Raw genomic sequence first — 23,202 nt, 5'->3', positions numbered from 1 at the left:
AGAGGGGAGTTGGGATCCAGGCAACCAACTATTTTGTTGCTATTTGAAATGACCATAAAAGCCTAAGTTTCAGCCGCCCTCAAGTCCGTCTATCTCCCTGCGAGGACAGCCATGACTACCCTGCAAGAGATCCTGCAAGACCAGATCCTGCCCGGGCACTGCTTTAGCCCTGCCTACTACATCCGTCCCGACATCCACAGCGGCCTGCTCTACAGCCGGGGAGGATACCGCCTGGCAGCCTTTCCCATGCCTCTCCTGGAAGCCATCTACGCCGGCTTGCGCTATGAGACGGGGCAAGCCACCCGCGTCATCCTCTACAACTGTGGCCGCCACTGGGGAGAAGCGTTTTTCCGCCGCATCGAAGACGAACTCTCCCGCTACTACCAACAGCCGTTGCAGGAATTGCCGCTGGGGATCTTCCTCGATGCCCTCAGCGAGCTCTGGGCCACCCACGGCTGGGGCCGCCTAGAGCTGGACTTTTCCGCTGCTGACCGCGGCTTGGTGGAGGCTAGGATCCGCAACTCCGGCTTTGCCCTGGCTGCTCGTGCCAGCCTCAGGCCGGAGGAACTGTCTGCGCGGCGGGAGCCTGCCGGCTATCTAGAGGCAGGAATGCTGGCCGGCCTCTTCTCGTTGCTCTCGGGCCGAGATCTGGTCTGTGTGCAAACCACCTGTGAATCCCTGGGAGCCGACTGCAACCGCTTCCTTATTGGCACCGCTCAGCGGCTGCACAATGGTGAAGAATGGGTGCGCAAGGGCCTCTCCCACGAGGAGATTGTGGATCGGCTGGCCGCTGGTTCCTAGAGGGGGAGCCTTTCTGAAAAACTGCCCTTCCAGGCGGCTGCCGAAGGAGAGAGTTAAGCTTTTCCAAGTCTTAAGACTTGTGAAGATAGGGATGGCTCACCTGCTCAATCCCTCACTTTTTGCGAAGTTTTTTAGCTCCTCAGCCAGCAGGTTCTCAACTGAGAAGCCTCTGCGATCCAAATTACTAAGAAAGTTATCTATTCCTGGGGATCCCTGCGTAATATATTTTTTCACACGCTCCCCCCTCAATTCGTCATCCTAAAATATTAGCTATCCCAGGTCTTGAGTTGGTGAGGGGAGAGAGAAAAAAATGAACGCCCGCGAACGGAGCCAAATCATCGCTTCCGAGTGGATGATTGATAGCCAAAATCCGGTTCATTCTATTTTCCGGCTGAAGCAGAGGGCAACTTACTCCGACGTTACCCTTTGGTGGTTGGCAGTGCAGCTCAACCTGAGCGAACGCAACTCCATTCATTCTGATCCTCGCTAGGGGCCAGAAGCGAACTCCAGCCTAAAACATCCCCCCTCCCACGTTTAACCTCGAAATAAAAAAAGAAGAGCTGGACTTCTCAAGCAACAGCTCTTCCGTTGAAGGCAAAAGCGGGGATCCCGACCCACTTAATCGGTCGGGGGCAAAGCCGCTACCTGAGCCGTCTGCAGGGGTCGGAGAGGTCGTTGCACAATTTCCGTCGGCAAGGCACTGCGCAAGTGGGCTGCCACTGCCACTGTTGTCACGTCATAGGTCTGAGTAGCCAAACGCGGGTAGAGGCCGATGCCGAGGATGGGCAAGAGCAGGCAGAGGGCGACAGCCATTTCCCGCGGGCGCAGATCCCCTAGATACTCCTCTAGCACCAGCCCGGGATCCTGAGCTCCATAGAACACCTGCCGCAGCAGGGAGAGCAAGTAGATGGGGGTAAGAATGAGGCCTACCGCCGCCAACAGGGCCACCCCTGCCTTAAAGGCCGGCGCATAGGCATCGCTGGTGGTCCAGCCCAGCAACACCGTCAGCTCACCCACAAAGCCGCTCATCCCCGGCAGCGCCAACGAGGCCAAAGCTCCTGCTGTAAACAGGGCAAAGGTTTTAGGCATTTGCTGGGCCAGGCCGCCCAGCTTGTCGAGAGCAAGGGTGTGGGTGCGCTCGTAGGTGATCCCTGTCAAGAAGAAGAGCACCGCCGCAATGAGACCGTGGGAGATCATCTGCAGCAGGGCGCCGTTGAGGCCTAGCTCTGTAAAAGTGGCAATGCCGATTAACACAAAGCCCATGTGGGCAATGGAAGAATAGGCCAGGCGCCGCTTGAGGTGGTTTTGCCCCAAAGCCCCCAGGGCCCCGTAGATGATGTTTACTGTGCCCAACACCGCCAGCACCGGGGCAAAGGACACATGGGCCTCCGGGAGTAGGCCCAGGTTTAGGCGGATGAGGCCGTAGCCCCCCATCTTGAGCAGCACCCCAGCCAAGATCATCGAAATGGGCGCCGAGGCTTCGCTATGGGCATCCGGCAGCCAGGTGTGAAACGGAAAGATGGGCAGCTTCACCCCAAAGGCAATCAGGAAAGCTGCATACGCCAAGACCTGCAGGGCCAGCGGGTAGGATTTTGCGCCCAGCTCTGCCATCTCCAAGCTAAAGCCCTCGCCGTAGAAGGCCATCGCCAGGGATCCCACCAGAATAAAAATAGAGGCGGCAGCGGTGTAGAGGAGGAACTTGGTGGCGGCGTATTGGCGCTGCGGCCCACCCCAAATGGAGATGAGAAGATAAACGGGTACCAGCTCGATCTCCCACATCAAGAAGAAAAGCAGCAGATCCTGCGCCAGGAACACACCCACCTGGGCGCCATACATCAATAGCAGTAGGAAGAAAAACAGGCGCGGCTTCTGGGCTACCTCCCAAGCCGCCACCATCGCCAAAGTCGTAATCAAGCCCGAGAGCAACACCAGCGGGAAGGACAGGCCATCCACCGCCAGCGACCAGTGAAACCCAATTTGGGGTACCCAGGCGTAGCGTTCTGCCAGTTGCAGCGAAAAATCCCGCAAGTCGTAGCGCTGCCCGAAAACATAGACCATCAGGCCCAAATCCAAAGCCCCCACCGCCAGGGCATACCAACGCACCCAGCGGCTCTGGGGGATCAAGGGGATTCCAAAGGCACCCAGCAGCGGCAGGAGCACCAGGACTGACAGCCAGGGAAACTCAAGAGAACTGCTCATGACTGGAAATGGGAATAAGTACTTATGCTCAATATCTCACTAATATGAAGCTATGTAAACAAATGGAAAGGGAGATTTACAAAAAAATCTGCGCCAGAGCGCAGATCTAGGTCCCCTCTCCAACGCTTGTCATGGAGAGCGCTAAAGGATCTGGCCTGACCATGCGCCTTGGGGTAGTTGGCCAGGCGAAGTCTCAGAGTGGGAACTCCCCGCTGCCTAGCTAGTCGTCTTCGGCAAAAACGAAGCGGTGCAACTCGTCCAGGGTAGGCTCAGGGCTTTCCAGCGCGAAAAGGACGGCATCCTCAATCACGGCGCTCACCTTTTCCTGAATGGCCTGGAAGTCCGCCTCAGTCATTAAGTTGTGTTCGAGGGCGTAGCGCTCCAGTTGCTTAATGGGATCCCGCTGCCGCCAGAATTCTTTTTCTTCCGGGCTGCGCAGCTCGTCGGGGTCGGCCAACGAGTGGCCACGGAAGCGATAGGTGAGGCACTCCAGCAAGGTGGGGCCTTCCCCGGCGCGGGCCCGCGCGATAGCCTGTTGGGCAGCCTCCCGCACCGCCAGCACGTCCATACCGTCCACCTGGTAGCCGGGCATGCCAAAGGCAGGGCCCTTGAGGTAGATGTCGGTTACCGAAGTGGCCCGTTTGTGGGCCATGCCAATGGCCCAGAAGTTGTTTTCCACCACGTAGACGATGGGCAACTTCCAGAGGGCGGCCATGTTAAGGCATTCATAAAATTGGCCATTGTTACAAGCCCCATCCCCAAAAAAGCAGACGGTCACCTGGTCGGTGCCGCGGTACTTGGCCGAAAACGCTGCTCCCGTCGCCACCGGGATCCCTTCCGCCACAAAGGCATAGCCCCCCAAAAAGTTGTGCTCCGCCGAAAAGAGATGCATGGAGCCACCTCGTCCCTTGCTGCAGCCGGTGGCTTTGCCAAAGAGCTCCGCCATCACTGCTCGTGGGGGAATCCCGGTGCTAAGGGCATGCACGTGATCCCGGTAGGTGCTGCAGACGTAGTCGGTGGGCTTGAGCGCCTTGATCACCCCCGTGGACACCGCCTCCTGCCCGTTGTACAGGTGCACAAAGCCAAACATCTTGCCCTTGTAGTACATTTCGGCGCACTTGTCCTCAAACAGGCGCCCCAACACCATGTCTTCGTAGAGCATGCGGGCCTCTTCGGCAGAGATGCGAGCACTCGCCACGGGAGGGGTAAGTTCCTGAACCATGCTGGAAGGTGATTAAGGGTAACCCATTTTTGCAGTCTTTTAATTATCCCACGCTTGGGGGCACTTGCAATCCCGCTGAGGGGGAGATCGAGGTGGATCCCAGTTCTGGAGGAAGGGGGGTAGACTGGAAGATTAAGGCAGGAGGCATTGCCATTGCAGCAGCCGCATCAAAGTCAGAACTCCGTCCCGCTGAGGCGAATACCGCAAGAGCAGGTATCCTGGCAAAGGCTTTTTCTAGGGGGGATCTTCTCCTGGAAGCCGAACGGCCGGCCAAGATAACGGGGTGCGCCTATGGGAGCCCGTTGGGTTAGCGGTTTTGCGGCGGTGCTATTTGCCCTGACGGTCACCCTGCTAGGGGGCTGGTACTTCACGGCAGCCATTGGGCTGATTATTTTTCTGGCGCAACTGGAGTTCTTTCGTCTGGTGCAGGCCAAGGGCAATGCGCCGGCCATGCGCACCACCATGTTTTCCAGCCAAGTGCTGGTGATTTTGCAGCAGGTTAAGCCGGAGTGGACCAGCCCTGCCTTTATCGTGGCCGGTTCTGTGATCTGCTTTTATCTGCTCTTTAAGCCCAAGCTGGCCACCATCGCCGACATTGCCACCTCGATTTTGGGATTGTTTTACTGTGCGCTGTTGCCCAGCTTCTGGATCCGCGTCAGGGCTTTGTCTTTTTCCCAAGGACTTGGCGAAGGGCTGTGGATTACGCTGCTAGCCATTGGCTGTGTCATTGCTGCCGATGTAGCGGCCTACCTCTGTGGGCGGGCCTTTGGGCGCACCAAGCTCTCCCTCCTCAGCCCAAAAAAAACGGTGGAAGGGGCCGTGGCCGGGATCGCGGCCAGCATGGCCCTGGCCATGGCCGGAGCCTACTACCTGAACTGGCCCTGGCACTGGTGGAGCGGCAGCGTGCTGGGGTTTTTGATTGGGCTAACGGGCCTGTTGGGCGACCTAACGGAATCGCTGATGAAGCGGGATGCCGGCGTCAAAGACTCCGGGGATCTCATCCCCGGCCACGGCGGCATTTTGGATCGGGGCGATAGCTATGTCTTTACCGCGCCGTTGGTGTTTTACTTTATGGAATGCCTGGAATGGCTCAACGCCTATTTCAGCCGATAATTGCGATAATTCCCACCCCAGCCGAGGAGATTCTAGACACAAGTTTGCCTTTAGAAGGTTGGACAATCTGTGCACAATCCTCGCAGGAACGGTACGACCAAAGCTACCCTTGGAACGGAGAAATCTCTGGTCTTTTGGCTCTTCAGCTATCTCGTTTCTCAACCTTCTCTTGCTGCACTTCTAAGATGACCTGCCTGACATTTTCCAGACAGCAAAACCCCTGGGGGTTGTTGACCTGGCAGCCACAGCGCCTGGCTTTGATGTGGGCGGCAATCTCGGCAAGAATGGCCTGGGGCGTTGTGGATCCCTGCAGCTCCTGCCGAATGCGCCGGCGCGTCCATGCAAAACAGTAGCAGACGGGTACGTCCTCGCCACTTTCTTTTTGAAAGACTGGCACCTTGAGGTCGTCAACCCCAAAGCTTTGACCTTGCTCAGAAAAATAAACAACAGGACAAATGGGATCCTGACAAAACGCGTAGCTACTGTCTGCATTCAGTTGTGCCAAAGCTCGAGGGCACAGCAGGCTCTTCAGGGTAATCAGTTGAACCGGGATCCCTTGCTCCCCGCTCCTTGGACACAAGGGCTGCCAAGCATTAGCAGAAAATGGTGCAAGGGGTTCTCTTGTCATGGGTCATCGAGCTGTTGTTGGAAGATAGTGCAAGAGGAACTTTTCTCTTGTTCAGAAAATTTCTGTTGACACTGTTCAATGAGTGTCGATAGCTCCCCTTTGAGTTCCTGCAGATGGGCAATTGACTTATCGATTTGTCTAAGTTTTTCCGTTAGCTTTACGTACACCTGCCAGCAGGGCAGAGCTTGCCCATTTTCCTGAAGCAAGAGCAGTTCTTTGATCTCAGCCAGGGTAAGTCCCAAAGCCTTGGCACGGGCAATAAAAGCCAGCCGCTCCAGCTCAGGCTCCCCGTAGAGGCGATAGCCCCCCTCCGTCCTGCGCGGTTTGGGAATGAGCCCCAGGCGCTCGTAGAAGTAGAGGGTTTGGGGACTGATGCCCAACTTCTCGGCTACCTGACCCACCCGCAGCAGTTCAGTCATGCCCGGTTCTATACCCTCTCTCCAGCAGCTCTCCTAGCCTAAACCCTATAGCTAACTACAAGGTCAAGAGGGATCCCCCGCAAGGTCCACCCCGGCAAAGAGAGCCGCAAGAGCCCGTCAGGCTAAAGTAAGCCTGCTAACCTATTAGGGTAGTCCTTACAAGAAGCCCTGGCCTAGATTCGGCATGACTGCTGCACCTGCCCTTGCCCACCTGCCCAGTCAGTACAACCCCTTTGCAACCGAGCCGAAGTGGCAGCGCTTTTGGGAGGAAAAGGGGTTTTATGTGGCGGATCCCAAGGCGCCGGGAGAAGCCTTCAGCATGGTGCTGCCCCCGCCCAACGTCACGGGCAGCCTCCACATGGGCCATGCCTTTGCCTTTACCCTGCCGGATGTGGTGGTGCGCTACAAGCGCATGCGCGGCTACAACGTCCTCTGGCTGCCCGGTACGGATCATGCCAGCATTGCCGTGCACACCATCCTGGAAAACCAACTGCGCCAGGAGGGCAAGAGCCGCTTTGACCTGGGCCGCGAGGCTTTTCTGGAGCGGGCCTGGGCTTGGAAGGAGCAATCCCAGGGCACCATCAAAAGCCAACTACGGCGCCTGGGCTTGTCACTGGACTGGACGCGGGATCGCTTTACTCTCGATGAGGGGCTGAGCCGGGCAGTTACGGAAGCCTTTGTCCGCCTCTACGAAGCAGGGCTAATTTACCGGGGCGAGTATTTGGTCAACTGGTGTCCGGCCACCCAGTCGGCTGTCTCCGACATCGAGGTGGACAACAGAGAGGTCAAGGGCCACCTCTGGCATTTCCGCTATCCCCTGGCTGCGGATCCCAGCCAGTACCTGGTGGTGGCCACCACCCGCCCCGAGACAATGCTGGGGGATACAGCCGTGGCGGTCCACCCCCAAGACGAGCGCTACCGCCATCTCATTGGCCAGTTCGTGCGGCTGCCCATCAAGGAGCGCCTGATCCCCATCATTGCCGACGAGTACGTGGATCCCTCCTTTGGCTCCGGCTGTGTCAAAGTTACCCCAGCCCACGATCCCAACGACTTTGAGATGGGCCGGCGCCATCAGTTGCCCTTGATCAACATTCTCAACAAGGACGGCACCCTCAACGAGAACGGGGATCCCTTCACTGGTCTAGATCGCTTTGTGGCCCGCGAGAGGGTGGTGCAGTGGTTTGCCGAGCACGGTCTGCTGGAGAAGGTGGAGGAGTACACCCACAGCGTGCCCTACAGCGACCGCGGGGGTGTGCCCATTGAGCCGCTGCTCTCCATTCAGTGGTTTTGCGATGTTTCCGGCATGGCGGCCCGCTGCCTGCAGGAGGAGCGGGAGCACCACAACCCCCGCTTTATTCCGGAGCGCTGGACCAAGGTCTACACGGGCTGGCTGGAGAAGCTGCGCCCCTGGTGCATCTCGCGGCAACTGTGGTGGGGGCACCAGATCCCGGCCTGGTACCCCGTCATCGACGGCCAGATCCCTGAGGATCCCCAGGCTTTTGTGGTGGCCCGCAATGCTGAAGAGGCTTGGGCGAAGGCACGGGAGAAGTTTGGCCCGGCCCTCGAGCGGCTGGAGCGGGATCCCGATGTGTTGGACACCTGGTTTAGCTCGGCTCTGTGGCCTTTTTCCACACTGGGCTGGCCGGAGGAGACGGAGGACTTCAAGCGCTACTACCCCACCTCCCTCATGTCCACGGGCTTCGACATCATCTTCTTCTGGGTGGCCCGCATGGCCATGATGGGAGTGCAGTTTACCGGCCAGATCCCCTTCAAAGATGTCTATATCAACGGCCTGGTGCGGGACGAGCACGGGGCAAAAATGTCCAAGTCCAAGGGCAACGGCATCGATCCCATCGAGCTCTTGGACAAATACGGCACCGACGCCCTGCGCTACGCTTTGGTTAAAGAAGTGGTGGGGGCAGGGCAGGATATCCGCCTGGCCTACGACCGCAAGACTGGCGAGAGCGCCAGCGTGGAGGCGGCCCGCAACTTTGCCAACAAGATCTGGAACGCCTCCCGCTTTGTGCTCCTGAACCTAGAGGGGCAAACCCCCGCCCAACTGGGATCCCCGGCTCCGGAGGCGCTGGAGCTGGCCGATCGCTGGATCCTGTCGCGGCTGCACTCCACGGCCACCCAGGTTATTGAAGAGCTGGAAGCCTACGGCCTGGGCGAGGGGGCGCGGCTCTTGTACTCCCTGATTTGGGATGACTTTTGTGACTGGTACATCGAGCTGGTCAAGCCGCGGCTGCGGGGGGAAGACCCCACCTCCAAGCGCACGGCACAGCAGGTGTTGGCCAGCGTGCTGGAGACCATCCTCCGGCTGCTGCACCCCTGGATGCCCCATATCACCGAAGAAGTCTGGCAGCTCCTCACCCAGGCCAACCAAGCCACCTCCATCTCCGTCCAACCCTATCCCACCCCCGACCCCAGCTGGGTTAACCCGCAACTGGAGCGGGAGTTTGGCCTGGTGATCCAGACCATCAGCAGCCTGCGCAACCTGCGGGCAGAGGCTGGCCTTAAGCCCCATCAAACCATCACGGCTCTGCTGGTTACCGAGGATCCTGACGAGCAGCGGATCCTCACCGCTGCCCAGGCCTACATCCGCGAGCTGGCCAAGGTTGAGTCCTTAGAAATCACGGGATCCCTGGCCACGGAACCCAAGCAGGTGGCGGCTGCCGTGGTGGGCACAGTGCAGGTGCTGGTGCCCTTGGGGGGGCTGGTGGATGTGGAGGCGCTGCGGGCCAAAGTGAAAAAAGATCTGGCCAAGCTGGAAAAAGAGGCCCAAGGGATCCGCGCCCGCCTAGAGAACCCCAATTTCCTCAGTCGGGCCAACCCGGAAGTGGTGCAGGCCAGCCGTGAGCAACTGGCAGAGCTGGAGGCCCAGATGCAGCTCTTGCAAGCCCGCTTGGAAAAGTTGGGCTAGCTCTCTTTTGGGGCTCTTGCCCTTGACAGCCGACTTGCGTAGCCTCGAGCTCAATGGCACTGGCTATTTTCGTGCAATGGGAGTGGCTATCCCCCATCTCTGTGTTCGAGATAGATGTCGGTTGTAGCGTTCGGTTCTTCTGATCTTGGCGGGTTTTCACGTTTTGTATTGGCAGACGGCTCTCCGAATATCTCGCTTTTTGTTCCTCTCTCTTTCGGAGATCGTCGATGTCAATTCCTTTAAGGTGACGGAAGCGGATTTGACCGCTGTTTTTGCTGAGTACGGTTCCGTGAAGCGGGTGCAGATCCCCACCGACTGTGAGACAGGCCGCATCCGCGGTTTTGGGTTCGTGGAAATGAGCTCTGAAGCCGAAGAGCAGGCTGCCATTGCCGCTCTGGACGGCGCAGAATGGATGGGCCGCAACCTCAAGGTCAACAAGGCTCGCCCCCGAGAAGAACGCCCCACCTCAGGCTTCCGGTCTGCCAACTCAAACGGCGGCGACCGGCGGCGGAGCTTCCAATCTCGCTATTGAGATGTCAACCCCTCACCCCCGGCCCCTCTCCCAGAGGGAGAGGGGAGCTGGGGAGCGAGCCTTTCCTTGCAATTAAGCCGGCGGTTTGTTCGGCCAGGGATCCGTGAGGTCGGCGGCCAGGGGATCCCAGTCCCAGCCCCAGTCGCGGGCGATGGCCTGCGTAAGGCCCAACTGTCCAGCACCCGGGTAGCGGGCCAGGGCCAACAGGAGATCCACCAGTTGCTCGCCAGTGGGGGTGCGGCCAAAAATGTGCAGTCCATCCCGGATCTGGGATTCCTTGAGCTCGCAGAGGTAGCCATCGAGGCGGGTCCAGTCTTCCTCTTTCTCTAGGTTGAACTGCAAGTCGAGGTGCTCTTGGCGGACAAGTTCCTGGATCTGGGCGCGGATCAGCGGGCAGCGCCCCGGATCCATCTGCTGGGCCTCGTAGTACTCGTCCATCAGCCGCTCCAGTTCCGCCAAGGGTCCGTAGAGCTCGGCGCGGGTTAGGGGCGGGGTGAGGTGGTCGAGGATGACAGCCTGAGCCCGCCGCTTGGCCTGGGATCCCTCGCCGGGATCGTTGACGATGAAGGGGTAGAAGTGGGGCAGGGGCCCCAAGGCTATTTCTGGGTAGCAGGTGGCTGAAAGGGCGGATCCCTTGCCAGGCAGCCACTCCAGGTTGCCGTGCTTGCCCACATGCACCACCGCCTGCACGCCAAACACTTGCCGCAGCCACAGGTAAAAGGCCAGGTACTCATGGGGTGGTACCAAATCTGGGGCGTGGTAGTTCAAAGAGGGATCCCGGTCGTAGCCTCGCGGCGGCTGGAGGCCGACAAAAACATGCTCCAGCTGCAGGCCGACAATGGGGAGGTCGTGGGCGGGCGGATCCCCCCACTGCCGCACCAGATCCTCTTGGACAGCGGCAGGCAACTGGGCAAACCACTCCCGATAGAGGGCAGCCGGCAGCACCTGCCGCGCCGGGCGTAGGGATCCCAACGGATCATAGGTTTGGCCCTGGGTTAGCCAGCGGATGAGCTCATCTCCGCTCTGGGGCAGTGGACAGGCGCGGTAGCCAGCTTCCGCCAGGGCCTTGAGGATCTCCACGCAGCTTGCCGGTGTATCCAACCCTACCCCATTGGCCAGCCGTCCATCCCGGCTGGGGTAGTTGGCCAAAATCAAGGCTAGACGGCGCTGATTGGCAGGAGTGCGCCGCAGCTTTACCCAGTTGGCCGCCAGCTCGGCCACAAACGCCACCCGATCCGGCACAGCCTCATAGGCCATGATCTCCGTCTGCAGGCGGGGATCCCACTGTTGAACCGTCTTGAACGAGATGGCGCGGCTGAGGAGGCGCCCGTCCACCTCCGGCAACACCACGTTCATGGCCAGATCCCGCGCCCCCAAGCCCCGAGTGGAGTTCTCCCAGCGCTCCCGCGACCCACTGCTCAAGACCACCTGCACAACCGGCACATCCAGCTCCTGCCAGAGGCGGACATCGGGCTGCTCGCTCTCCAGGCGGGCCAGGGAAAAGCTAGTGGTGTTCAACAGAAGTTCAATTTGGCCGCCGAAGTGCTCCCGGATGGCCTGCGGCAAGTCCGGTTCCTGCAGGCCATAGGTGTACAGACACAGCGGCTGCAACCCCCGCTCCTGCAGGGCTTTGGCCAGGGCATCTATTGGCTGCGTATTCCCCGCCAAAACATGGGCGCGGTAGAGCAGGATCCCTACCTTGGGGGCGTGGGGATCCTTGAGGGGGGATAGGGGGGGATGGTAGATCCCCAGCCGAGGCAGCACCTGCGGCTCTGGCACGGCGTACTCCTGTCCCAGGAACTCCCTGGCCAAGAATTTCAAGCAAGCCGCCACATTGGCTGCTCCTCCCTCCAGCCAGTACTGCCACACCCGGTCGGCCACTGCCAGGGGCACGGTGGAGTGGCTAACCAAATCCCAATCGGGGCGGTCATCCCCAGGGATCACAATCAGGGTGGATCCCGCTGCTGCCGCTACCTCTTTGGCCACCTCCAGGCCATAGCTCCAGTAGGCCCTTCCCCCCAACAGGCGCAGGAGCACCACCTGAGCTTGCCGCAACACCTTCTCGGCGTAGTCGTCGATGCTGAGAGGCTGTTGCAACTGCAAGAGGTTAGCCGCCCGCACCGCCGGGAAATCAGCCGGCAGCAGGCGCATGGCTGCGCTCAAGGCCGTCAGATCCGTGTCGGCTGCCGACAGGACAACGATGGGGGCCGGATCCTGCTCCAGGAAAACGACCCCGCCTTGGGAAGGATCCCATCCCCCCGGCAAAGCAGCTATCCGGTGCATAGAGCCAGTGCCAGGCGCCCCGCCATCTCCTTGAGACTACCCAGAAGGATAGCTTGGTAGCCCTGCACTTGAGTGGGGGGCGGAAAAGGGTATACTTGCCGAAAAGGTGTATCGTTCCCAGGCCAGCAGCTAATCACGGTGAAAAATCCGCCTGGTGCAAGCGTCTGGGACGCGAGAGGGCTCCGCCCCGCTGAGGCGAGCAGGGCTTTGCCTCAGGGGACTGTCTAGAGGCGTCTTGACAGCGCCACTACGTAAGAACCCTACGCCTTGAGGCGGTGGGAGTGTCAACCTAACGGCCGTACTTGAGCACAAAGACATCTTTCAGACCAGCATGGGGCTCTCCGGCGATGGATCCCCAGGTTACACCTACCACCCCGAGGGTGCCCTCTTGGTCTAGCGCCATCGCCTGGATCCAGTCGAAGTCGGCGCTGCCGAACTGGTGGCGCCAGAGCTCGCCGCCGTTGGTATCGTAGAGGCGGACAAAGGCATCGCTGCGACTTGCAGGAAATCCCTGGGTGGATCCTGCCACCCAGACCCTTCCGAGCCTATCCACGGCAATGGCCAGAGGGCGCTCCCCTTTCGCGCTGTCCCATTGGCGGCTCCAGAGCTCGTTGCCGTAGGGATCATACTGCCGCACAAAGACACTGTACCCCTGGAGCAAGGCCTGTCCAGCAGGAGCCTCTTGGGTATAGCCCGCCACCCAAACTTTTCCCTCCTCTCCCACAGCGATGGCAAGAGTGCCGTCGCCCCCTTTGTTGGAAAACTGGCGCAGCCAAACCTGGTTGCCGCTGGGATCATACTGGCCGACAAAGCCGCCGGCCCTTGTGCGGTCGCGGACGAATCCGGTTATCCAGAGATTTCCTGCCCCATCGGCGGCCAGGGCAGTGACCTGGGCCCCTAGCTCGCGGACCCAGAGGGGTTTGCCGTCAGCGTTGTATTGGCGCACAAAGCTCTTGCCTCCGCTATTTCCGGCTACCCAGACATTGCCCTTGCCATCCACGGCAATGGCAGTGACTTGGTCAGGCTCAGCACCGCCCAACTGCTGCGTCCAGCGCTCCCGACCCTGGGGATCGTGCTTACGCAGGAAGATGTCTTTTGCGCCGGCATTGCTGTAGCCAGGGAAAGCGCCGTAGGTCACTCCTGCCACCCAGGTGTTCCCTCTCCTGTCCACTGCCACCGCCACAACTTCGTCTAAAGCAGGGGTGCCCAACTGCCGTGTCCAGAGCTCTCGGCCCCAGGCATTGTACTTGCGCAAGAAACCATCACCACCCCCTGCCGAGCTTTGGCCCAAAAAGCTTCCCTCCGTTACTCCCGCCACCCAAATATTTCCCTTTCCATCAATTGCGATGGCGCGAGCCTCGTCAGAGGAAGGGGTACCAAACTGGCGCAGCCAAGGGCTGGGATTACACCCAAAACCTAAACCGAAAAAAGCTAAGACACCCAGAACTGCTCTAGCCAGTGCCTGTCTCCTGCTCATAGGCCCTCTTTTGGGGGGCACTGGGCAAAGCATAGCAAGGGCTCTCCCCAGCTATCGCGAGGGATAAGCCTCCACGTCTTCTGCAGCAGCACAGGATCCCTAGGTAACCTGAGGCATTGCTTCAGGGCTAGCCAGGCGCGGCAAAAACTGCAGCGCTGCTTGCCCTGGAACAGGCAAAAAGGCTGGGCCTCTTCAAAGTTGAACTCAGGCTGCCACTGCGCCCAGGGATGGATTTCCTGCGCGATGGCCTCGATGAGCTCGTCGGGGAAACAGGCAGCCAAACGTCAGCCCGCCGGCACTCCCCAAACAGCCGGGTGGTGCCAAGAGACCAGGGAGCAGGGAGAGGGCTTCGAGGCCGACAATGAGCAGGTGGAGCCGAGGAGGCTGACGCTGGGGCAAATGGGCTTGCGATTGATCCAGCTCGTCGTACACCAATCCATCCACCGCAGCTAGCAGCGCTTGTGGCTTGCTTTCCCCCAACAGCAGCGCAAATGGCCTCCCAGTAGGGGCTCAGCGCTACAACGACACCCAGGTCATGCTTTGAAGTTGGAAAGCCTTCGCGCAAGTTTCTTGAGAACATCCCACGGCCTAACTGGCGCAAGTTAGCTTGGGCGTTTAGTTGGGGATCTCAATCGCGACATTGGCCAACTGCACATCGTCGTAGTCCACCCAAGCCCCACCATCCTGGCCGAGGGTGTCACTCCCCAGCGGCACAACGATATCCAGGGATCCCCCAAAAAGAGGGATACTGATCCGGGGGCCGCCAGCGATCCTGCCCGGCTGGAGCACCGTTTTGCCAGTGCGCAGCGTCACCGTATTCGATCCCAGGCGCAAATGCTGCAGCGGCAGAAGGATGTGTAGGTCGTCTCCTCCCAACTGGAGTTGCTCCACCTCTACCCCGTTCAAAAGCACGCGCATGGGAGACATATCGGCAGTGGGGATCCGGGACTGGCCAGCCCGATAGGCAGCGGCTGTGTCCAACCCAATCAGGGATCCAATGCGCAAAACCGGTGGGCGGGGCGGCAGACGTTCTAGGCTGAAGGAGCGGGTCATTTCCACCCCTTGGGCAGGACCAAGAAATTGCCCGGCGGCAGCGGATTCCGGGGAGTAGTGGTTATCGCCCAGGCGGATGACATTTGCCTCCAGGACTAAAGTTGTGTTGGGATCCCAGCGCTCCAACTGCAACTGCCAAGGTCGATCCCCGCCGGCTGAAACTCTGCTTGTACTTTGGGAATACGGCAAGTAATTCTCCAGGCGCGCTACCAAAATCTCCTCTGCCGGCAGCGGCTCCGGCAGGCGAAACCGACCCTGAGCATCCGTGCGCACTGAAATCCCCGCCCCCGGAATGGCCACCTCCACACCGGCCAGGGGCTGCCCCGTCAGGCGATCCACCACCTGACCCGAGTAGGCAGAATCTAACTGCCCCTGTCCTGGGGGAGCATCCGTAGCGGCTTGAAGGCGCTGCTGGAGAACCTGCCCATCGGCTTCGCTAATCTGCCCGTCCTGATTGACATCGGCAGCTTGAATCTGCTCGTTGGTTAACTGCAGCTCTCCGCGCCAATAGGCTCCCAGCAGGTTGAGATCCTGCCCCGTCAAACGACCATCTCCATCCAGATCGCCCGGTTGAAAAGGCTGAACCTGGGCAGCGGCAACACCCATCCAGCCAAAACTCAGGGATCCCAGCAGCAAGAGAGAAGGGGCTAAACGGGAAACCCTACACATGGCAACTTTCCGTAGGGAAAAAGCTGGAAGGCGTCCTCTATGTTGTAACTCAGCTCACTTTCCTGCAGCAGGACTGCTTAAGCCGAGGCAGGGTACTCTCGAGCGCAATTTTGCTCACTTGCCTTCGGCTGCAGGAGCCGAAAACTTGATGGTAGGATAGCCGTGGTGACTTGCTTCCCCTATGGCTCGATACTCCTGCGTTACCCAGCTTGTGGGTTCAGCCGAGCAGTTGAGCGAAGCAATCCGCGCCCTCTTGGAGCGTTGCCAGCTCACCATTCTCCACAGTGGCCCTGACTACTGGGTGGCCGGCGAGCCTCCTGGAAAAAACCCCTACCCCAAGCTGGTAACAGTGGAAGTGTTTGTGGATCGCACCCGCCAGACCTCCGATGGGTCTGTCCAGGTAACCTGCATTGCTAAAAACGAAGAGCTGCCTCTAAGAAGCGTCAACCATTGCCAACAAACCTTTAACCAATTGAGGGCAGAGCTAGCCCAGTTGCAAGCCCAACTTGCTGACCAACAGAAAAACACTATACAATAGCAGCGCTGAGTTGCTTGTATTCCATGGCACGTCGTTGCCAACTGACCAACAAAAAACGCAACAACGCTTTTGCCATCTCCCACTCCCATCGACGTACCAAGCGCCTACAGGAAGTTAACTTGCAGTGGAAGCGCATCTGGTGGGAAGAGGGCAAGCGGTTTGTCCGCCTGCGTCTTTCGACCAAGGCCCTAAAAACCCTCAAGACCAAGGGGATAGGAACCATGGCCCGCGAGGCTGGCATTGACCTCAACCAATTTTAAGAGGTCGCTTGGGAAACTGGGCCCCTAGGCGGGCCTGGGATCCAAGCCAGTAGGCCTCTACAGCAACCCAAATAGCTTGCGCGACTTGGGCTGAAGCCCCGCCAGCAGCGTGTTGAGGGTGTCCCGCTGGGTTAGTTCGTTGGTGCCGCTGGCGTGCTCAATCAAGAACTTGCGCATTTCCTCGGAGAGCTTGGCGTCGGTAAAGTCGGCGCCAACAAAGCTGGCCCCCTCAATTTGGGCCTCTTGTAGATTGGCCCCCACCAGGAGGGCCTGGTCAAGGTTGGCCTCCTGCAACTGACAACTGGCCAGGACAGCCTGGGAGAGGTTGCAGCGAAATAGGTTGGCTTGGCGAAAGTCGGCGCCGAAAAAGTTCCCCTCTGTCAGGTTGGCAGCTACCAGGCTAGCCGCGCGAAAGATGGAGTGGCTGAAACGCCCTCCCCGAAAGCTGCTTTTGTCCAGCTTGGCAGCGGTGAAGTTGCTGTAGTCTCCCACGGCTTGACTGAAGCTGGATCCCCGCAGATCTGAAGCGGCAAAATTGGCCCGCTCCATCTCGGCACGGCGAAAGTTACACAGCCGCAGATCCGCCTGCTGCATGCTAAGGGAGCGCAAATTGGCCCGCGTCAGGTTGGCCTTGGGCATTTGAATGCGGTCGAACAGGCCTCGCGAGAGGTAAGCACCTTCGAGGTTGGCACCCACCAGGGAGCGTCCTTCCCGCAGGGCTGCTAGCAAGTCCCGCGTGGTTTCAATGCGAACCGGCTCCAAGGGCTGAGAGGGAGGGGCACTCACAGGCTGGCTATTCCCTACAAGCAGTCTAGAAACTCGATCAACCCCGCTAGCAACTGACCGCTAGCTCACAAAGACCCCTAGCTACCAGGCTAACGTTTGCACCGCCTGCTGAGGTTAAGAGGAAGTTAACAACGGCTCTCCGCCAGCTGTTCTGGCAACCCTTGCCGAGATGGCCTTCTAGTTGAATTGGCCTTGATTTATTGCATACTCAGGGCAGCCCTTCTTCTGTGAACCCTAACCCTCTATGCAGGTAGCCTTTATCCTCGATCCACTGCCCCAGTTGCAGGTGGGCCACGACACCAGCGTTGCCTTGATGGAGGCGCTGCAGCGACGCGGGCACCGCATTTTTTGCCTAGAACTAGCCGATCTCTACTGGGATCAGGGAGAAACCTGGGGGGCGGTATCTGAAATCCGGCTGGATCTAAAGGCGGATCCCTGGTACGAGGTCAAAGAACGGCGCCTGGTGCCCTTGAGCCAAATGCAGGCGGTATGGATGCGCAAGGATCCGCCGGTGGATACAGCCTATCTCTATGCCACCTACCTCTTGGATCGCCTCCCTCCCAGCCGTACCTTGGTACTCAACCATCCCGCTGGCATCCGCTCCGCCAACGAAAAGCTCTATGCCCTGCAATTTAAAGAGTGGATCCCGCGCACCTGTGTTAGCAGCAATAAGGCCTTGCTCCGCCAATTTGTCGAGCAGGTGGGGCAAGCAGTGCTCAAGCCCCTGGGCGGCAAAGGAGGAGAAGGGATCCTGCGGGCCAACGCCGGCGATCCCAACCTCAATTCCCTCATCGAGCTGAGCACTCAATTTGGCCGGCTGCCCGTGATGGTGCAAGAGTATCTGCCCCAGGCAGCAGCGGGAGATAAGCGCATTTTGTTGCTAGAGGGTGAACCTTTGGGCGCCGTCAATCGCATTCCCGGCGAGGGGGATTTTCGCGGCAATGTGGCTGCCGGCGGTCGGGTGGAGAAAACTGAGATTACCGAAAAAGAACGGGCTCTCTGCGCAGCTTTGGCGCCAGTACTGCGCCAGGAGAAACTCTACTTTGTAGGCATTGACGTAATTGGTGAGCGGCTGACGGAGGTTAACGTTACTAGCCCAACGATGTTGCGGGAGATCAGTCAGTTACAGGGAGTTGATCTGGCTAACCAAGTGGCCGAGTGGTTGGAGAAAAAAGTGCCTGTTAAAACCTAACCTCCCCCCGCACTCATTTAGATGCATGCAGCCACGGGAATTTCTCCAGCCAAGACCTTCTACCCCATCGTTGCGGGGGGCTTATAAAGTCCAGTGACGTACTCCCATCCCTCACCGAGTTGTATTCAGGTTCTCAGCTATCAAAAACTCTTCAGCGCTGTCAATTCAATAAAAATAGCCCCCAAAGGGGGCCTGTCGCGACCGGCCAGCGACCTACAAAGCCCTAGAGCAAAATAAGAAGCGCTCCATTAATGGGTGGCTTTGAACACCGCTTTGATCAAGTACTAGAATCCCAGAAAAAGAACTCGATCCCGGCAAACATCATCTTTTTTTTAGATTCTCGCCAGGCCAATCCTGCCCCCTAGGATTCGGGAGCAGCTGCTGGCTGCTTCCGCCCTAGCCAGCGCCAAGTGGCGGGCAACAGGACTGCCGCCAGCCCACACTTCAACCCATCGCCGGGGATGAAGGGAAACACCCCCTTGCTGAGCACCGCCAAGACGGAGGTGGGGCCGACATTCTCGTTCAGCCATACTCCCAGCCAGGTAGCTCCCAGAGCGTAGATCAAAACTGAGCAGGAGAGCATGGCTGCTGCCATCTTCCAAGGACTGCGATCCGCCCCCCAGCGCTCTACAAACCAGCCCATCAGCGCTGCAGCCAGGGGAAAAGCCAGCAGGTAGCCTCCTGTTGCCCCAGTTAGGTGTTTGAGACCAGCTCCGCCGCCGGAGAAGAAGGGCAGTCCTAGTAACCCCTCCAGCAGATACAGCAGCAAGGCAAGAAAGCCCAGCCTGGCCCCCAAGCCTGCCCCCACCAGCATTACCCCAAAGGTTTGTCCAGTGATGGGTACCGGCGTAAAAGGCAAAGGGATCCGCACCTGCGCTAGAGCAGCTACGACTAGGCTCCCTCCCACCACCAGCAGCAGATCGCGAACGCGAGAAGGACGGGGCAGAAAAGTCTGGGCTAAGGGTAGGTAAGTGGCAGTCATAAAGCACCTGCAGTATCGAGGTACAAAGCGCAGTATACCGCAATACAAAAAGGAGGAAGCACACGCCAACTTCTTCTAGAGGATCCGTGCTTGGGCAAACACATCTTGAGTAATAACTCACAAGCACGGCAAAACCTCATGTGGATAAGCTGTCCGCTTCGCTAAAGCACTGGCTGCAGCTGAGCACTCAACAGCTTCCCTAGAAGTTGGAAAATCCAGATTGGCCTCTCTTCAAGTGCCTAGACTGCCGAACTGTTTCCCTAGGAATTGGCAACAACAAAAAAGGGGCCATTAAGCCCCCAAAAATGGCCTCCCCTTGTTGGGGAATAGCTAGCCTTTGATACACAGAATGGGCTTTAAGCGCGCTACGAGTTTCGCAATCTTGGCTTGGTCGGCAGCGCGCACAACTTTGTCCACGTTTTTGTAGGCCTGGGGCGCTTCCTCAGCTACCCCCCGCAGAGAAGGACTGCGCACAATGACGCCGCGCCGTCGCAGTTGTTCGATAATCTCCTGCCCTGTCCAGGCCTTGAGGGCCTGGTTGCGACTCATTGCCCTTCCGGCGCCGTGGCAAGCTGAAGAGAGGGAAAGTGCCTCGCCTTGCTCGGTGCCAACTAGAATATAGGAGGCCGTGCCCATGGAGCCACCGATGATAACCGGCTGACCAACAGAACGAAAAGCTTGAGGGAGCTCTGGGTGGCCAGGCCCAAAAGCGCGCGTTGCCCCCTTGCGGTGGACAAACAGGCGGCGTTTTTTCCCCTCTATGATATGGGTCTCCTCCTTGCAGGTGTTGTGGGAGACATCGTAGATGAGGTCGAGTTCAGCCTTGGGAAAAAGCTCGGCGAATACCTGGCGCACCCAGTGGGTGATGATCTGGCGGTTAGCCAAGGCGCAGTTGACGGCTGCCCGCATTGCTCCCAGGTAGCTTTGCCCCACCTTGGACTGCAAGGGCGCACACGCCAGCTCGCGATCAGGTAGTTCTATGCCGTGCTCTTTAGCCGCCTGTTGCATCTTCTTCAAATATTCAGTGCCAATCTGGTGACCCAAGCCCCGCGAGCCGCAGTGAATAGTAATGACGACTTCCCCTTGCTTGAGACCAAAACTCTCGGCAACCTCGGGATCGTAGATCTCATCGACAACCTGGACTTCGAGGTAGTGGTTACCTGAGCCTAGGGTTCCCATCTCGCGCCGCTGGCGCTCACGGGCGTAGGCGGAGACTTCGCCTGGCTTTGCTCCCCGCATGCGGCCATGTTCTTCGATGCGCTCTAGGTCTTCCTTCTTGCCGTAGCCTTGAGCCACAGCCCATTCTGCCCCACCTTCCAGCATGGCTTCCATCTCTTTGTCGCTCAAGGAAAGCTTGCTGCGGCTGCCGAGCCCTACCGGTACGCTGGCATACAAGGCATTGGCTAAGGGTTCTGCTGCTTCCTCCACTTCTTCGCGCGTCAGCCCCGTCCGCAGGGTTCTTACCCCGCAGGAGATGTCAAATCCCACTCCGCCAGCGGAAATCACTCCCCCTTCTTCCGCATCGAAGGCGGCCACCCCACCAATGGGAAAGCCATAGCCCCAGTGGGCGTCCGGCATCACGTAACACGCTCCCACGATCCCTGGCAAGGTGGTCACGTTGCTGGCCTGCTCAGCCACTTTGTCGTCCATCTCCCGGATTAACTCCTCATCGGCAAAGATGAGGACCGGGACACGCATTTTGCCTTTAGGAGGAATGCGCCAGACCGTCTCATCTACACGCTCAAGTTTCCTGATATCCATAGACTGCCTCCCTTACACGTCCACCACACACTGTGCCACCCAAAGCTCACCCTCTTGGGCCACCTTGAGTTGCGTGTAAGTTGCCCCTTTAACTTCTACTGCCGGTCGGTGCTTGATGCGGTCAACTCTTTCCCCCCACAGGCTAGCCTTGAGATGGTCTTCTGCAAGATGCACTTCAACTTTTCCAAACAACATTCCTCTAACTGCCATCTCGTAGATCACTGCGTTGAGAAAATCCACCAACACAGGTTCTAGATCGCCTGAATTTTCTAGCTCGATCTCTATCCGCTCCGTCAGAGCCACCTTATCCAGGTCAGTGATTACAGCGGTTAGGGCCAGAGCTGCCTGGGCAAAAGCTTCCTCTGGCGTTGCCCCATAGCCGCGGACGCCAATGTCGGCCATGTGTTCAAAATGCTCCCATTTTGCCTGTACCACGGCAGTCTCCTTAGCTATCTTTTGCAGACCAAAGCCAGAGGCCACCTGCCACCTAGACTGACATCCTCCTGCCGCTGACCCTACGGCTACAGCACGGGGGTTCTGCAGGTTTGAGTTGACAACTTCCCACGCAGGGGATCCCTAGAAACCGGAAAGAAGACGTAACTCAAAGGTGAGGATGTTGGCCGCCAAAATCTCTAGCGCTCCTCCCTCAATGAGCTCGCGCGTGAGACCGCCTCCAGAGCCACTTTGTTGGAGTAACTCACGGCTGCGGCGCATCGTCTCTTGGCGTTGGGGATCGTCGACGACCACTTGCCGCTGGTTGGAGAGACTGAGGCGATAGTAGTTGGGTAGCTCGCCGCGAGTGGCATCAATGGCTAGATTCGTTTCTTCGGGAGCAACGCGAAAGGGGGCGCGGGCGGTGAGCAAAGCCACCTGGATATCCTGGTTTTGCCCGTCTAGGCCTTCTAACTCCGAGAGGTCGATTCGGAACCTAAGGGTGTCGCGGTCACGGTTAACGCGCTCAACCCGCACCTGGTTGAAGCCGACGGCAAACTCCCGCTCCTGCTCACCAAAGCGCTGAATGGTGGCTTGCAAGACGGACTCCTCGTTGAGGGGGGTAACCCGAATGAGGTAGTCCCAGTCCCGCACAAAAGCGTACTCATTGGGCCCGACGCGGACACTGGGATCCACCAGGTTGGCAGTGGGACCGGGGCTACCGGCTCGGCTAAGGGCCACCATGTACCAGTAATTGGGGCTGATGGGCAGGCCCATGGTCATGCGCACCTCTAGTACAGGCCGCCCCCAGGCCGCTCCAGCCATAAGGGCCACCGCGGCTGCTGCTCCAAGGCAGCTCTCTAGCCACTGCTGAGGACGCAGGTCAAGCTGAAGCGGGGGAAACCAAGTTACGCCTCTAGTCCTCATTGAACCGTCTCTCCGGCCTCAAGGCCGAAGGCTCCTATCCCAGATCCTAGCCTCTAAGAACTCCGTCTTGCTGGGGGACCCTGGGATCCCTCCCTCCAGCCCCTTGTTGTGGCGCCCCACCCCTAGCCTTCTACAAGCAGGCCGAAAAACCTGCCACACCCTTGGTCCTGAACCACGGAATCTGCAGCGGTAGGGAGCGGTTACGCCGACTCCTGCGGCAGTCCTGACTGCTTCTGCCGATATGCCTGGACAACCGCCACCGTAAGCAGATGGGAGAGCAAGCCCACTGGCCCGGCAAACAAGCACAAAAGTAGCGAATGGGTGGTCCATACCCGCTTTTCCCACCCCTCCAGGAAGATCCAGCGCCCCACAAACAAATCCATGACGATGTAGTGAACCCATCCCGTAGCCATCACCGAGGGCTGGCTAAAGAGAGCCGTCAGAGTGCTCAGAGAAAGCTGGGGATTGGAAAACTCTCCAAGAGTCCCTGCGTTAAACCCGCTCACCAGAAGATAGAGATAAACTGCTGCCAAAAGGGCAATGGGCAAGAGCGATGCCATTACCCTACGGGTTACCCCCCAACCCGGCAGCAGAATCATCAAGGCCCAAAAAGGTAGCGCGAACCAGTTGGCTGCGTTAAAGATTATCTCCAGCATGCTTGGCAACCTCCAACATTACCTGTCTATTCTCGGCCTCACAACCCCTGCAATAGAGCTGACAGCACGACGGCCACTGTTGCTGGTGGCGGCAATGCGAGAAATCCGGGATCCGCTATCGCTCAAGGCCCAGAGATGGCTAATGCTTTTGGCCGCGGAGGTAGGTTGAGCTGGGCCAATACGGGATTCTCCTGCCTCAGCGTCGGGGGATTGCTCCGGAGAAGAGAGCAACACCCTAGGTTTCTCTCCCTGCTGGGCTGCGGTAAGCCCTGCCTTGCTGGGCTGCTGTAACTGAGGCGGCAGGTTCCCAGGTGGCAGCAAGGGCATTCCAGGGAGAGGGCTGCTAGGC

Annotated in this window: 23 protein-coding genes; 9 read left to right on the top strand and 14 right to left on the bottom strand. The window is 58.9% G+C overall.

What is annotated here, in order from left to right; all coding sequences use genetic code 11:
• Positions 1 to 111: 111 nt before the first annotated feature.
• Positions 112 to 801 (top strand): V4R domain-containing protein, encoded by a 690-nt coding sequence (locus tag NW830_RS00275; protein ID WP_414359998.1) that lies wholly within the window; start codon positions 112 to 114, stop codon positions 799 to 801.
• Between the two features lie 310 nt (positions 802 to 1,111).
• A complete protein-coding gene (locus tag NW830_RS00270) occupies positions 1,112 to 1,291 on the top strand; it encodes a hypothetical protein (RefSeq protein ID WP_414360001.1) in 180 nt (59 codons plus the stop codon).
• 128 nt (positions 1,292 to 1,419) lie between these two features.
• Here NW830_RS00270 and NW830_RS00265 read toward each other — a convergent pair whose 3' ends face one another.
• Both NW830_RS00265 and pdhA read right to left on the bottom strand, forming a co-directional pair.
• Entirely contained in the window at positions 1,420 to 3,000 is a 1,581-nt protein-coding gene (locus tag NW830_RS00265; RefSeq protein ID WP_414360004.1) for an NAD(P)H-quinone oxidoreductase subunit 4, read from the bottom strand.
• A 220-nt stretch (positions 3,001 to 3,220) separates the two neighbouring features.
• Complete coding sequence (pdhA, locus tag NW830_RS00260) at positions 3,221 to 4,222, bottom strand: pyruvate dehydrogenase (acetyl-transferring) E1 component subunit alpha (RefSeq protein WP_414360006.1); 1,002 nt, start codon at positions 4,220 to 4,222, stop codon at positions 3,221 to 3,223.
• Between the two features lie 291 nt (positions 4,223 to 4,513).
• Between pdhA and NW830_RS00255 the strand changes: the two genes are divergently transcribed.
• The gene (locus tag NW830_RS00255; protein WP_414360009.1) at positions 4,514 to 5,335 is read left to right on the top strand and encodes a phosphatidate cytidylyltransferase; all 822 of its coding nucleotides are present in this window, start codon (positions 4,514 to 4,516) and stop codon (positions 5,333 to 5,335) included.
• Positions 5,336 to 5,477: 142 nt separating this feature from the next.
• Here the strand turns inward: NW830_RS00255 and NW830_RS00250 are convergent, their stop codons facing one another.
• A complete protein-coding gene (locus tag NW830_RS00250) occupies positions 5,478 to 5,915 on the bottom strand; it encodes a putative iron-sulfur cluster-binding metallochaperone (RefSeq protein WP_414360011.1) in 438 nt (145 codons plus the stop codon).
• 44 nt (positions 5,916 to 5,959) lie between these two features.
• Positions 5,960 to 6,382 (bottom strand): heavy metal-responsive transcriptional regulator, encoded by a 423-nt coding sequence (locus NW830_RS00245; RefSeq protein ID WP_414360014.1) that lies wholly within the window; start codon positions 6,380 to 6,382, stop codon positions 5,960 to 5,962.
• Between the two features lie 184 nt (positions 6,383 to 6,566).
• Here NW830_RS00245 and NW830_RS00240 point away from each other — a divergent pair, with 184 nt between their 5' ends.
• Together NW830_RS00240 and NW830_RS00235 are read left to right on the top strand one after the other, a co-directional pair.
• Complete coding sequence (locus NW830_RS00240; protein WP_414360016.1) at positions 6,567 to 9,305, top strand: valine--tRNA ligase; 2,739 nt, start codon at positions 6,567 to 6,569, stop codon at positions 9,303 to 9,305.
• Between the two features lie 220 nt (positions 9,306 to 9,525).
• Positions 9,526 to 9,837: an RNA recognition motif domain-containing protein gene (locus NW830_RS00235; RefSeq protein ID WP_414360089.1), complete on the top strand. Its 312-nt coding sequence runs from the start codon at positions 9,526 to 9,528 to the stop codon at positions 9,835 to 9,837.
• 72 nt (positions 9,838 to 9,909) lie between these two features.
• On the opposite strand, the gene cobN is transcribed toward NW830_RS00235, so the two are convergent.
• From cobN to NW830_RS00215, 4 genes are all read right to left on the bottom strand, one after another.
• Entirely contained in the window at positions 9,910 to 12,120 is a 2,211-nt protein-coding gene (gene cobN, locus NW830_RS00230; protein WP_414362811.1) for a cobaltochelatase subunit CobN, read from the bottom strand.
• A gap of 289 nt (positions 12,121 to 12,409) precedes the next feature.
• Positions 12,410 to 13,597, bottom strand: a complete 1,188-nt coding sequence (locus tag NW830_RS00225; RefSeq protein ID WP_414362810.1) for an SBBP repeat-containing protein — start codon at positions 13,595 to 13,597, stop codon at positions 12,410 to 12,412.
• 204 nt (positions 13,598 to 13,801) lie between these two features.
• Positions 13,802 to 14,041 (bottom strand): hypothetical protein, encoded by a 240-nt coding sequence (locus NW830_RS00220; protein WP_414362809.1) that lies wholly within the window; start codon positions 14,039 to 14,041, stop codon positions 13,802 to 13,804.
• Positions 14,042 to 14,212: 171 nt separating this feature from the next.
• Positions 14,213 to 15,319, bottom strand: a complete 1,107-nt coding sequence (locus tag NW830_RS00215; protein WP_414362808.1) for a dockerin type I domain-containing protein — start codon at positions 15,317 to 15,319, stop codon at positions 14,213 to 14,215.
• A 181-nt stretch (positions 15,320 to 15,500) separates the two neighbouring features.
• Between NW830_RS00215 and NW830_RS00210 the strand changes: the two genes are divergently transcribed.
• Together NW830_RS00210 and rpmB are read left to right on the top strand one after the other, a co-directional pair.
• On the top strand, positions 15,501 to 15,857 hold the full coding sequence (locus tag NW830_RS00210) for a hypothetical protein (RefSeq protein ID WP_414362806.1): 357 nt from the start codon (positions 15,501 to 15,503) through the stop codon (positions 15,855 to 15,857).
• 23 nt (positions 15,858 to 15,880) lie between these two features.
• Positions 15,881 to 16,117 carry a 50S ribosomal protein L28 gene (rpmB, locus tag NW830_RS00205; protein WP_414362805.1) on the top strand — a complete coding sequence of 79 codons (237 nt, stop codon included), beginning with the start codon at positions 15,881 to 15,883 and terminating at the stop codon, positions 16,115 to 16,117.
• Positions 16,118 to 16,174: 57 nt separating this feature from the next.
• Here rpmB and NW830_RS00200 read toward each other — a convergent pair whose 3' ends face one another.
• The gene (locus tag NW830_RS00200; RefSeq protein ID WP_414362804.1) at positions 16,175 to 16,903 is read right to left on the bottom strand and encodes a pentapeptide repeat-containing protein; all 729 of its coding nucleotides are present in this window, start codon (positions 16,901 to 16,903) and stop codon (positions 16,175 to 16,177) included.
• A gap of 244 nt (positions 16,904 to 17,147) precedes the next feature.
• Between NW830_RS00200 and gshB the strand changes: the two genes are divergently transcribed.
• Positions 17,148 to 18,095: a glutathione synthase gene (gshB, locus tag NW830_RS00195; RefSeq protein WP_414362803.1), complete on the top strand. Its 948-nt coding sequence runs from the start codon at positions 17,148 to 17,150 to the stop codon at positions 18,093 to 18,095.
• A gap of 361 nt (positions 18,096 to 18,456) precedes the next feature.
• On the opposite strand, the gene NW830_RS00190 is transcribed toward gshB, so the two are convergent.
• From NW830_RS00190 to NW830_RS00170, 5 genes are all read right to left on the bottom strand, one after another.
• Positions 18,457 to 19,077, bottom strand: a complete 621-nt coding sequence (locus NW830_RS00190; protein WP_414362801.1) for a biotin transporter BioY — start codon at positions 19,075 to 19,077, stop codon at positions 18,457 to 18,459.
• Between the two features lie 330 nt (positions 19,078 to 19,407).
• The gene (locus NW830_RS00185; RefSeq protein ID WP_414362800.1) at positions 19,408 to 20,775 is read right to left on the bottom strand and encodes an RtcB family protein; all 1,368 of its coding nucleotides are present in this window, start codon (positions 20,773 to 20,775) and stop codon (positions 19,408 to 19,410) included.
• A 75-nt stretch (positions 20,776 to 20,850) separates the two neighbouring features.
• A complete protein-coding gene (locus tag NW830_RS00180; RefSeq protein WP_414362798.1) occupies positions 20,851 to 21,273 on the bottom strand; it encodes an archease in 423 nt (140 codons plus the stop codon).
• A 141-nt stretch (positions 21,274 to 21,414) separates the two neighbouring features.
• Positions 21,415 to 22,104, bottom strand: a complete 690-nt coding sequence (locus NW830_RS00175; protein ID WP_414404510.1) for a hypothetical protein — start codon at positions 22,102 to 22,104, stop codon at positions 21,415 to 21,417.
• Between the two features lie 293 nt (positions 22,105 to 22,397).
• A complete protein-coding gene (locus NW830_RS00170; protein WP_414362796.1) occupies positions 22,398 to 22,853 on the bottom strand; it encodes an ABA4-like family protein in 456 nt (151 codons plus the stop codon).
• Here NW830_RS00170 and NW830_RS00165 point away from each other — a divergent pair.
• Positions 22,852 to 23,022 (top strand): hypothetical protein, encoded by a 171-nt coding sequence (locus tag NW830_RS00165; protein ID WP_414362794.1) that lies wholly within the window; start codon positions 22,852 to 22,854, stop codon positions 23,020 to 23,022. The genes NW830_RS00170 and NW830_RS00165 overlap by 2 nt on opposite strands.
• The last annotated feature ends 180 nt before the right edge of the window (positions 23,023 to 23,202 follow it).

Source organism: Synechococcus sp. OH30 (genome assembly GCF_047462175.1).
Classification (GTDB): Bacteria; Cyanobacteriota; Cyanobacteriia; order Thermostichales; family Thermostichaceae; genus Thermostichus.
The sequence above is the reverse complement of the archived record's forward strand: the minus strand, read 5'-3'. Positions and strand labels throughout refer to the sequence as shown.

What these genes read in the sequence shown, in the direction of transcription:
- NW830_RS00275 (WP_414359998.1), top strand. Translation starts at nt 112, where the DNA reads ATGACTACCCTGCAAGAGATCCTGCAAGACCAGATCCTGCCCGGGCAC.
- NW830_RS00270 (WP_414360001.1), top strand. Translation starts at nt 1,112, where the DNA reads ATGAACGCCCGCGAACGGAGCCAAATCATCGCTTCCGAGTGGATGATT.
- NW830_RS00265 (WP_414360004.1), bottom strand. Translation starts at nt 3,000, where the DNA reads ATGAGCAGTTCTCTTGAGTTTCCCTGGCTGTCAGTCCTGGTGCTCCTG.
- pdhA (WP_414360006.1), bottom strand. Translation starts at nt 4,222, where the DNA reads ATGGTTCAGGAACTTACCCCTCCCGTGGCGAGTGCTCGCATCTCTGCC.
- NW830_RS00255 (WP_414360009.1), top strand. Translation starts at nt 4,514, where the DNA reads ATGGGAGCCCGTTGGGTTAGCGGTTTTGCGGCGGTGCTATTTGCCCTG.
- NW830_RS00245 (WP_414360014.1), bottom strand. Translation starts at nt 6,382, where the DNA reads ATGACTGAACTGCTGCGGGTGGGTCAGGTAGCCGAGAAGTTGGGCATC.
- NW830_RS00240 (WP_414360016.1), top strand. Translation starts at nt 6,567, where the DNA reads ATGACTGCTGCACCTGCCCTTGCCCACCTGCCCAGTCAGTACAACCCC.
- cobN (WP_414362811.1), bottom strand. Translation starts at nt 12,120, where the DNA reads ATGCACCGGATAGCTGCTTTGCCGGGGGGATGGGATCCTTCCCAAGGC.
- NW830_RS00225 (WP_414362810.1), bottom strand. Translation starts at nt 13,597, where the DNA reads ATGAGCAGGAGACAGGCACTGGCTAGAGCAGTTCTGGGTGTCTTAGCT.
- NW830_RS00215 (WP_414362808.1), bottom strand. Translation starts at nt 15,319, where the DNA reads ATGTGTAGGGTTTCCCGTTTAGCCCCTTCTCTCTTGCTGCTGGGATCC.
- NW830_RS00210 (WP_414362806.1), top strand. Translation starts at nt 15,501, where the DNA reads ATGGCTCGATACTCCTGCGTTACCCAGCTTGTGGGTTCAGCCGAGCAG.
- rpmB (WP_414362805.1), top strand. Translation starts at nt 15,881, where the DNA reads ATGGCACGTCGTTGCCAACTGACCAACAAAAAACGCAACAACGCTTTT.
- gshB (WP_414362803.1), top strand. Translation starts at nt 17,148, where the DNA reads ATGCAGGTAGCCTTTATCCTCGATCCACTGCCCCAGTTGCAGGTGGGC.
- NW830_RS00190 (WP_414362801.1), bottom strand. Translation starts at nt 19,077, where the DNA reads ATGACTGCCACTTACCTACCCTTAGCCCAGACTTTTCTGCCCCGTCCT.
- NW830_RS00185 (WP_414362800.1), bottom strand. Translation starts at nt 20,775, where the DNA reads ATGCGTGTCCCGGTCCTCATCTTTGCCGATGAGGAGTTAATCCGGGAG.
- NW830_RS00165 (WP_414362794.1), top strand. Translation starts at nt 22,852, where the DNA reads ATGCTTGGCAACCTCCAACATTACCTGTCTATTCTCGGCCTCACAACC.
- NW830_RS00170 (WP_414362796.1), bottom strand. Translation starts at nt 22,853, where the DNA reads ATGCTGGAGATAATCTTTAACGCAGCCAACTGGTTCGCGCTACCTTTT.